The sequence below is a fragment of the Nonomuraea sp. H19 genome (genome assembly GCF_052068215.1).
Taxonomy (GTDB): Bacteria; Actinomycetota; Actinomycetes; order Streptosporangiales; family Streptosporangiaceae; genus Nonomuraea.
Genome location: NZ_JBQHCV010000079.1, coordinates 1 through 8,157, shown reverse-complemented (window position 1 = coordinate 8,157; position 8,157 = coordinate 1). Strand labels below are relative to the sequence as shown.

The window sequence follows — 8,157 nt, the reverse complement described above, 5'->3', positions numbered from 1 at the left end:
CGATCACCTGACGACCGCCTGCGCCGACGACGTGATCACAGGTCGTGACCAGCTTCACGGACTTTGAGCCAGATCCGCTACTCACCTACGAAAGCACACCTACCAGTATGGAGCGGTCCGAATCGCGTCGGCGGCGGCCCGCAGAAGGCGACAACTCTCAGGATGACACTTCGTAGCGGGCGGCGATCGCGGCGGCGCGGTTGTGCAGGGAGTTGCGCAACCACTGCGGGGCCAGGGCTTCCGCGTTCGTGGAGAGCTGCCACAGCGCCCATTCGGCATGTCTCGGATCTTGGAAGTTCACCTCCAGCCGCAGCCAGCCGTCTGAGTCGGCTTCTTCGGCGCGGACGGCCAGCGCGGTGCCCACCAGGTCCTCCCGCCGTGCCGGGTGCACCCGTACCAGCACGGTGACTTGCTCGCCGCCGGTCCGAAACTGCGTGCTGCGTTCCTGCCAGGCCCGGTCCAGATCGACCCGGTCTGGTCGCTGTGCGGGTTCGGCGAGTTCCTTGGCGGCCAAGATCCGGGACAGCCGGTAGGTGCGGTCCGCGCCAGACCTCGTGGCCAGCAAGTAGCCCCGGTCGCGTATGGTGACCAGGCCGATCGGGTCCACCGTGCGCCACTTCGGGGTCTGGTCCACAGCCGCGTAGTGGATCTGCAGCTTGTGTCCGGCGAACACCGCGCGCAGGACCTCGGCCGCTATGGCGTCAGGCACCTCCTCATCGACCAGCCGACGCGAGAGGAGGTCGGTCTCCGGGTCGATGAGCAATCGCTCGGCCGCGCCGGCCGCGGTGTCCCGATAGCTTTCGGGCAGCGCGTCAACCACCTTGAGCATCGCCGAAGCGAGCGCCGAGCCGAGGCCGAATGCCTGCGCGCCGCGCCGCGATCCGGCTACCAGCAGGGCAAGGGCCTCGTCGGGGTTCAGTCCGGTGAGCTCGGTCCGGAAACCGGGCAACAACGCGAAACCGCCGTGCCGGCCGCGTTCGGCGTAGACCGGGACGCCGGCTGCGGACAGCGCCTCGATGTCGCGCAGCACGGTGCGGGTGGATACCTCCAGCTCGCGGGCCAGCGCGGGCGCGGACAGCCGACCGTGCTGCCGCAGCAGCAGCACCAGCGAGACCAACCGGTCGGCGCGCATGCGAGAACTTTACCGAAATACACGACACAGGATGTCGTGATTCGCTGGGAGGCTCATCAACGCGACGGCTACCGAGCCGATCGACGTACGTAATGTCGACGAATCGAATGGAGCTGATGTGGCAATGGAGCGAACGGCAGTCAACCCGTGGGCGTGGTCGGTGGAGATGGGGTACAACCAGGGTGAGATCGTCTCCGGGCACACCCGGACCCTCTACTGCGCCGGGCAGACCGCGATGAGCGGCGACGGCAAGCCCCAGCATACCGATGACATGGCGGCGCAGTTGGCGCTGAGCCTCGACAACCTGGAGGCCGTGCTCGGCGAGGCCGGCATGTCCCTGGCGAACCTCGTCCGGCTCAACGTCTACACCACCGACGTCGATCGGCTCTTCGAGCACTACGGCGTGCTGGCGTCACGGTTGGGCGCCGCCGGGGTGGCACCGTCCACCACGATGCTCGGGGTGACACGGCTGGCGATCCCCGACCTGATGGTCGAACTTGAGGGGACCGCCGTCGCGTGATGCGACCTCGCCGCCTCCGGCAGAGGTTGCCGGAGGCGGCACGAGTAGTAGACAGGTGGGTGATTTCCAGTGCTCAGGATGGTGACAATCGGCGTCTATGGGTTCGACGGCGAATCCTTCCTGCAACGACTGCGGCACGCGGACGTTCGTCTGCTGCTCGACGTACGCCAGCGCCGCGGTGTCCGCGGACCCGAGTACGCCTGGGCGAACTCACGCCGGCTGCAGGCGGCCCTCGCCCATGCTCGGATCGCCTACGAGCACCATCCCGAGCTCGCCCCAACCACCGAGTTACGCCGGCTCCAGTACGCCGAGGATGACCGCCAAGGGGTCGGCAAGCGCTCGCGCCGCGAACTCGCTGCCGAGTACACCCGCCGCTACACCACCGAGATCCTCTACCTCGCCGACCTCACGCCGATCGTGTCGGAGCTGCCGAGCAGTGGGACCGCAGCACTGCTCTGTGTCGAGCGCGACCCCGAGGCCTGCCACCGCTCGTTGATCGCCCAGCGGCTGACCGAGCAGCACCACGTCACGATCGAGCACCTGCGCCCGTTGTGACGCGTGAATTCCTTCAGCGCCAACGGCTGTCCGCTCGTTCCTCAACCCCGATACAGCTCCCGGTGCCACAGGTCGGCGCAGACACGTTCGATGCCGGCCTTCAGATGGCGGCGGTAGGTGGTGAAAGGGATGCCGAGTCGTTCCGCGGCCAGCTCCTGGGTAGGCGTGCTGCGGAGGAACGTGACGGACAGCGCCCGGTGGAACTTGACCGAGCGCGGATCCGCACGCAGGTCGTCGATCGCCTGGCGGAGCAGGGCACCCAGTGCCGTGGCCGGGTTCTGCCCGGCCCGCTCGGCGATCAGCCTGGTGCGCGTCAGGGGGGAAGCGGCCAGCGCGCCTGGCCGCGACAGCTGGCGCAACGCCTTGCGGACCGCCTCGGCGAACTCCGCCTGGGACAGCACCGCCAGTTCCGCCGTCGCGGCACCCGGGCCGTCGGCAACGCCCTCGACGAGCGGCCGGTTCATCCGCTCCAGCCACGCCTGCGCCGGCACCGCGCGCCAGTCATGAACGAACAGCGTGTACGCGTCATCCCCCAGCCGCGGCTGCTCTGCGATGCCACGCATCCCGTAGTGCTGCTGCAGATGCTCCACCCACGCGTGGTCCGGATGCCGTATCGCGATATAGGACCACGCCATCCGCTCGGCCCGCAGACAATTGCCGATCATTCGCCACCGGATCACATCCATCACCGGCGAATTCCCGCGATGCTGCGGCAGCGCCCATAGCCGGCTGACCGCCAAATGTTCCCCGGCGCGCAACGGCGTGGTGGCCCGCGCATGCGCCCACGCCATGGCCACGATGGGATCGGCCGTCAGCTCCTCCTCATCGAGTTCCGCCAGACGCAACCACGCGGAGAAACCCACGGGCTCGCCGGTTTCGGTCCGTCGATACACCCGGAACGCCTCCGGCTGACGTTCCGCCCAGAAGGCGGCGCAGCGCGCGGACGCCGCACCCTCCGCTGTCGTCGCCACCCGGAGCAACGTGCCGACGTCCTCCTCCCGCAACACCTCTTCCTGGAACTCGCCCTCGTCGTGGCGGCCGTGGAAATCGGCCGGCGCCTCGTTGCCGCGATGCAGGTAGAGCAGTGCCGCCACGGCGGCGGGCACGTCCGCATCGCTCGCCGTGCGCACCCTCTCCGCCAGATGCGCGTGAATGCGGTCGTGCATCACCGCATACCCCTCGGGATCCCGCCATCGTAGGTCCGTCTCCAGCAGCTCCCGCACCACGTCATGCGGAAACAGCCCGAGGCTGCTCGACTCCACGAACGGTAACCTCCGCAACCACCGGAACAACGCCCCGGCGTCCTGCGGCAAGGCCGCACGCAGCAGGTCCTCCGTCGTCATGTACGCATGCGCGCAGATCTCCAGAGCATGCCGATGCGCCGCCGAGGGCAACTCGCCCACCAGTTGATCCAGCAACGTGGCCACCACGTCCTGATTCGGCATCCACCGCCTGCTGGCCCCGCAGTCCTTCACCGCCACGGCCGCCCCCAGCAGCAGCGCCAGCGGATGACCACCGGCGAAGGCCAGCAGCGGCTCGCGCAACTCGGCCGGCACCCCGGAGGAGTCCATCAGGGCCTGCGCATCTCCGGCCCGCAGGTCGCGCAGCGGCAGCACCTCCAACGCCCCCGCCCATCCCGGATCCGCCTGCCACCGCATGTCCGGCGGGTTCCGCCCCGCGATCACCACCAGCGCCCCCATGGGCACCCGCGGCAGGAACCGCTCGCGCAGCCATCCCTCCAAGCCCTGAATGCGTTCGAAGTTGTCCACCAGCAGCACCGCGTCCGCATCGCGAAGCATCAGCTCGGCCTCAGCCTCGGACGCCGCCGGCGACGGCTCCAACATGCGCCCGTCCACCATGGACACCGGCCGCCCCGCCACCGCGGCCTCGTGCGCGAACCGCCGCAACAAGGCCGACTTCCCGATGCCGCCGGGACCGTGCACGTACAGAACGCTGCAGCCGCCGCCGTACAACGCCGCGTTGAAAACCGCGAGCTCTTCCTCCCGCCCCACAAACGCCATCTCGCGCGCTGCTTGCAGGCGCCAGCCCAGTAATCCGGACTTGTTGTCACTCCCCGATGACATACCCCTAACCCCTTTCCGAACGCCCAATCGATACCGCTGTTGAATGCCCGGGCCGAACCCTTGGGCGCGCTGGTCGGATCAACGGTTCGGTTCTCGGGCGCAGACCCGTCAACGTCCCCAAATCGCACACATGGGTGGACCCGGACCTGGGCTACATCTGGTCCCAGTTCTCGCTTACGTAGCCCACGCCGGGGTGGGGTCGTCGTCGTGGTGGCGTGCCGCCGCATTCTGGGCGGTACTCGAAGTGCCACCACTCGTTGTCGTACATGCGGTAGAGGTCATAGCGGGCGCCGTGTTCCTCGAGCCAGCGCGCGCCTTCGTGGGGGCGCACATCCAGCGCGATGCCCTTGACGTGGTTGGATTCCGCCGGTGGTAACACGAGCATGCGTGCCGAGGCCGGGGAGCCGGAGCGGCGCACCTCCTCCTCGAACATCCGTTGCTGGACAAGGGGATCGCGGTATCCCGAGGTGAGGCCGATGAGCTGGCCGTGACACCAGAGCGCCTCGGTGCGCGCCGCGGTGAACGCCGCCATGGCGCCGTCGGTGAGCCCGGTGAGGTCCTCGGCGGGGAATCGCATCCCCAACGCCCAGCGGCAGGCCAGTTCGCGGGCGCGGCCGGGATGGCGGACGAACGCCGCGGGCAGCAGGAGCACGGCGAGCACCAGCGTGACTGCGGCGTACAGCCGGTCTCGGGGCCGAGGTGGGAGGGTGCGTGGTTCGCTCATGACGAACTACGATTGGCGCTGAATATGCGTGCGTTGTCCGCCGCATGTCACCGTTTATCGACGGCGGGCACCGTCGGCGCGACCGTGACACAGCCATGACATGGCGCGGACGAGGCGGGGACACGGCTGGCCGACAGTGGATGGGGTTAACCGGCGGGCGAGTTGTGGAGCGTGCTGTGATACTCGGCGGCGTGTCGCGAGTGTTGTTGATCGAGGATGACCCGGCCGTGCGGGAGGGCCTTGAGCTGGCCCTGACCCGGCATGGGCACCGGGTGCGCGCGGTGGAGTCCGGCGAGCAGGGGCTGGAGCGGCTGCGTACGGACCTTCCCGACGTCGTCGTGCTCGATCTGATGTTGCCTGGCATGGACGGGTTCGAGGTGTGCCGCCGCATCCGGGCCGCCGGTGAAGTACCGATCATCATGCTTACCGCGCGCAGCGACGACATGGACGTGGTGGCCGGGTTGGAGGCGGGCGCCGACGACTACGTGGTCAAGCCGGCGCAACCCAGGGTGCTCGAGGCACGCATTCGCGCGGTGCTCCGGCGGATCGGCCGGGACCAGGCGGAGCTGGAGCGGCACGGGGACCTGACCATCGATCGGGCCGGGCTGGTGGTCGCCAACCGCGGCGTGCCGGTCAGCCTCGCCCCGACCGAGCTGCGCCTGCTGCTCGAGCTCTCCGGTACGCCGGGCCGGGTGCACAGCCGCCAGCAGCTGCTGGAGTCGGTGTGGGAGCACGGGTATTTCGGCGACTCGCGTCTCGTGGACGCGTGCGTGCAGCGGTTGCGCGCGAAGATCGAGGACGACTCGGCGGCACCCGTCTACGTGCAGACGGTGCGTGGGTTCGGGTACCGGTTCGGGCCGGTGTGAGCCGGGCGGTGGCACCTTGGCCGACCCTGGGGCTGCGTGCCCGGTTGTTGTTCGCGTTCGCACTGCTGTGTGTGGTCACCGCGGCGGCGGTGGCCGGCGGGATCTACGTCCAGGCCCGCAACGACATTCTGCAGCGGGCCCAGGATGCCGCGGTACAGGCGATGAGAAGCCGCATGGAGGCGCTCTTCCCGTTGCGGAGTGCGACGCCGGGCCAGGCCGAGCTCGACGAGATCGCCGGCTCCATGACCGACGGGAACCGCCCCGCGCTCGCCGTCTACCACGAGGCGCACTCGCTGGCGGGCTCGCCGCCTGGCCCGCCGCCGGGCCCGCCGACGGGGCGCTGGAGGCCGGGCGGGAACACGCCGATCCTGGATTCCGGGGTGATTCCCAAAGGGCTGCGGCGGATGGTTGCCGACGGCGACATCGCGTGGCAACGCGTGGTGTGGCAGGGCGACCCCATCCTGATCATCGGCGCGCCGTTGCTGATCGTCGAGGGGGACCGGACGCGGGTGTCCGGCATCGAGGTCTACACCGCGCGCAGCCTGATGCCCGAACAGCTCAGCATCGACGAGCTCGCCGCACGCGCCTGGCTCATCGGCGGGGCCGCCCTGGCGTTCGCGGTCGTCCTCGCGCTGCTGGCCACCCGTGGCGTGCTGCGCCCGGTGCGCGAGCTCGGCCGGGCGGCACGCCTGCTGGGCGAGGGCGAGCTGCGGACCAGGATCGCGGTCCGCGGCTCCGACGAGCTGGCCGACGTGGCACGCACGTTCAACAACACCGCCGCGGAGCTGGAACGGCACGTCGAGCAGCTCCGCGAGATGGAGGCCGACGCCCGCCGGTTCGTGGCCGACGTGTCGCACGAGCTGCGCACCCCGCTGGCCGCGCTCGCCGCGGTCGCCGACGTCCTGGATGAGGAGGCGGCCCGGCTGCCCGAGCCCGCCGGCAGGGCCGCCAGGCTGGTCAGCCAGGAGACGCTCAACCTCACCGGGCTGGTGAACGACCTCATCGAGATCAGCAGGTTCGACTCAGGCGTCGCGGCCCTCGCGCTGAACGAGGTCGATGTGGCCGAGCTGGTGCGCGCGACCCTGCGTACCCGGGGCTGGTCGGAGCAGGTGCACACCGAACTTCCACCTGCGGTGACGGCACGGCTGGACCCACGCCGAGTGGACGTCATCCTCGCGAACCTGGTCGGCAACGCCCTGCGGCACGGCGAGCCACCGGTGTCGGTACGGCTTTCCACCGACCCGCACTGGATCGCTCTGGAGGTCCGCGACCACGGACCGGGGCTGGACGAAGCGGTGCTGCCGCACGTGTTCGACCGGTTCTACAAGGCCAGCGCGGCCCGGGCCAGGTCCGAGGGCAGCGGCCTCGGCCTCGCCATCGCGCGGGAGAACGCGCGCCTGCACCGAGGCGACCTCACCGTCACCAACGCCCCGGACGGCGGCGCCATCTTCACGCTGCGCCTGCCACGCCGGGCACACGATCCGGACGGAGGCCCCGAGTGAGGACCGGGCTCGCCCGCCGCGTGCTCGCCGCGGGTCTCATATCGCTCGTCGCCGTGGCCGGCTGCGGCGTGCAACCCAGCGACGCCATCCGCGCCGGCGACCCGCCGAGCGGACGCGTCGAACCAACCACGGGGATCACCCTCTACCTGGTGCAGAACGGCCGACTCAGCGCGGTTAAGCGGCCCGGTGGTCGACTGTTCCTCCGGGACACGCTCGCGCTGCTGGCAGCCGGACCCACCGCGGAGGAACAGGCGCACGGACTCACCACCGACGTCCCGCCCGAAGCCGGCCCGTTCTCGGTGACCGCCAAGCCGGCCGGCCCTTTGGTGGTGACCCTGTCCACGCCGGCCGGCGAACTGTCCACCCTGGCCGTCGAGCAGATCGTGTGCACGGCCGCCGCCGCCACGGCACCGGAAAGCCCTGACCAGGTCACCGTCGTCGGTGCTGGACAAAGCGTCGGCCCCCGGAGCTGCCCGGAGGAGCAGTGACGACGACTGTTCGCCCTGGTCGAGCGCCCTAGCGTGCCTGCTCATGCCTGTGGATTTCCTCTCAGATGAGCAAGTAGCCCGCTATCGCCGGTTCCGACCCGATGTGTCGGTGGCCGAGCTCGAGGCTCAGCCTGCCTTCGGCTGCCAGGGCCAGCACGTTGGCGGCGGTGAAGGTTTTACCGGAGCTGTCGATGTGGAGGTACCCTCCAGATGCCTGGAGCGTTCAGCGTCCTCTGCGCATGTAGGCGCGGAGCGACAGCGGGACGAAGATCACCAGCAGCGCGGC

Annotated in this window: 9 protein-coding genes; 6 read left to right on the top strand and 3 right to left on the bottom strand. The window is 69.8% G+C overall.

Translation table 11 applies throughout. The annotated features are described in order from the left end of the window. Nucleotides 1-157: 157 nt before the first annotated feature. A complete protein-coding gene (locus ACTMTI_RS56210; RefSeq protein ID WP_441129292.1) occupies nucleotides 158-1,132 on the bottom strand; it encodes a helix-turn-helix transcriptional regulator in 975 nt (324 codons plus the stop codon). 124 nt (nucleotides 1,133-1,256) lie between these two features. On the opposite strand from ACTMTI_RS56210, the gene ACTMTI_RS56205 reads away from it, so the two are divergent. Further along, complete coding sequence (locus ACTMTI_RS56205; RefSeq protein WP_441129291.1) at nucleotides 1,257-1,652, top strand: RidA family protein; 396 nt, start codon at nucleotides 1,257-1,259, stop codon at nucleotides 1,650-1,652. A gap of 78 nt (nucleotides 1,653-1,730) precedes the next feature. Further along, complete coding sequence (locus ACTMTI_RS56200; protein ID WP_441129290.1) at nucleotides 1,731-2,207, top strand: DUF488 family protein, N3 subclade; 477 nt, start codon at nucleotides 1,731-1,733, stop codon at nucleotides 2,205-2,207. A 41-nt stretch (nucleotides 2,208-2,248) separates the two neighbouring features. Here the strand turns inward: ACTMTI_RS56200 and ACTMTI_RS56195 are convergent, their stop codons facing one another. After that, the gene (locus tag ACTMTI_RS56195; protein WP_441129289.1) at nucleotides 2,249-4,291 is read right to left on the bottom strand and encodes an ATP-binding protein; all 2,043 of its coding nucleotides are present in this window, start codon (nucleotides 4,289-4,291) and stop codon (nucleotides 2,249-2,251) included. 151 nt (nucleotides 4,292-4,442) lie between these two features. After that, entirely contained in the window at nucleotides 4,443-5,015 is a 573-nt protein-coding gene (gene vanY-N / locus ACTMTI_RS56190; protein ID WP_441129288.1) for a D,D-peptidase/D,D-carboxypeptidase VanY-N, read from the bottom strand. A gap of 191 nt (nucleotides 5,016-5,206) precedes the next feature. Between vanY-N and ACTMTI_RS56185 the strand changes: the two genes are divergently transcribed. From ACTMTI_RS56185 to ACTMTI_RS56170, 4 genes are all read left to right on the top strand, one after another. After that, nucleotides 5,207-5,881 carry a response regulator gene (locus tag ACTMTI_RS56185; protein WP_441129287.1) on the top strand — a complete coding sequence of 225 codons (675 nt, stop codon included), beginning with the start codon at nucleotides 5,207-5,209 and terminating at the stop codon, nucleotides 5,879-5,881. An 8-nt stretch (nucleotides 5,882-5,889) separates the two neighbouring features. Then, a complete protein-coding gene (locus ACTMTI_RS56180) occupies nucleotides 5,890-7,383 on the top strand; it encodes an ATP-binding protein (RefSeq protein WP_441129286.1) in 1,494 nt (497 codons plus the stop codon). Then, nucleotides 7,380-7,871 carry a hypothetical protein gene (locus tag ACTMTI_RS56175; RefSeq protein WP_441129285.1) on the top strand — a complete coding sequence of 164 codons (492 nt, stop codon included), beginning with the start codon at nucleotides 7,380-7,382 and terminating at the stop codon, nucleotides 7,869-7,871. Before ACTMTI_RS56180 ends, ACTMTI_RS56175 begins: the two co-directional genes overlap by 4 nt. A gap of 43 nt (nucleotides 7,872-7,914) precedes the next feature. Next, on the top strand, nucleotides 7,915-8,157 hold a 243-nt coding region (locus ACTMTI_RS56170), incomplete at its 3' end, for a hypothetical protein (protein WP_441129284.1).

Excerpts from the sequence above, each read along its gene's own strand:
- ACTMTI_RS56210 (WP_441129292.1), bottom strand. The coding sequence starts at position 1,132 with ATGCGCGCCGACCGGTTGGTCTCGCTGGTGCTGCTGCTGCGGCAGCAC.
- ACTMTI_RS56205 (WP_441129291.1), top strand. The coding sequence starts at position 1,257 with ATGGAGCGAACGGCAGTCAACCCGTGGGCGTGGTCGGTGGAGATGGGG.
- ACTMTI_RS56200 (WP_441129290.1), top strand. The coding sequence starts at position 1,731 with ATGGTGACAATCGGCGTCTATGGGTTCGACGGCGAATCCTTCCTGCAA.
- ACTMTI_RS56195 (WP_441129289.1), bottom strand. The coding sequence starts at position 4,291 with ATGTCATCGGGGAGTGACAACAAGTCCGGATTACTGGGCTGGCGCCTG.
- vanY-N (WP_441129288.1), bottom strand. The coding sequence starts at position 5,015 with ATGAGCGAACCACGCACCCTCCCACCTCGGCCCCGAGACCGGCTGTAC.